The 600-nt window shown below is 48.0% G+C and carries 1 pseudogene; it reads left to right on the forward strand.

Annotated features, from left to right (window positions below):
- A pseudogene (locus R7E78_RS28350) lies at positions 1-600 on the forward strand (chemotaxis protein CheW); the annotation flags it as partial.

A 600-nucleotide genomic window follows, 5' to 3' on the forward strand; every position in this document is an offset into this window, starting at 1 on the left:
CCAGAGCCAGAGCCAGAGCCAGAGCCAGAGCCAGAGCCAGAGCCAGAGCTCCAGATGCAATACGCAGAGTCAGACTCTTACCAGTTTCGCGAAAACTACGCACCGCAACTGGAAGCGCCGAATTTAGAAGACGTTCAAAGGTTATTGAGTCAACTCGAATCGACCAATGTCGTAGATGAGTTAGACATAGACGACATTTTGGAACAGAACACCATCGACATTGCGATTCACGCAAAGTCGATACAACCAGACGTTGAAGTAGCTGTTGAGTCACCAATAGAAGTGGTTGAAGAAATTCAAGAATGGGTGATAGAAGAGCCTGTTTCTGAAGTCATTCAAACTGAGGTAGCTCAAGTCGAAGCGGTAGAAGTTGTTCCTGAGATAGAACAAGACATCGCGATAGAACAGCAAACCGAAACGCAACTGGAAACCGAAGCGAGCCCTGCGATCCCAAATACGTGGGAAGGCACGCAAAGAAGTGAAGATTTTCAAGTGCTTTACTTTGATGTCAACGAAGGGACATTTGCCGTACCGCTCGACGAATTGGGTGGCATTCATCGTATTACCGAGCTCAACCACCTTATCGGTCGACCAGCTTGG

This window comes from Vibrio sp. YT-19(2023) (genome assembly GCF_033337395.1).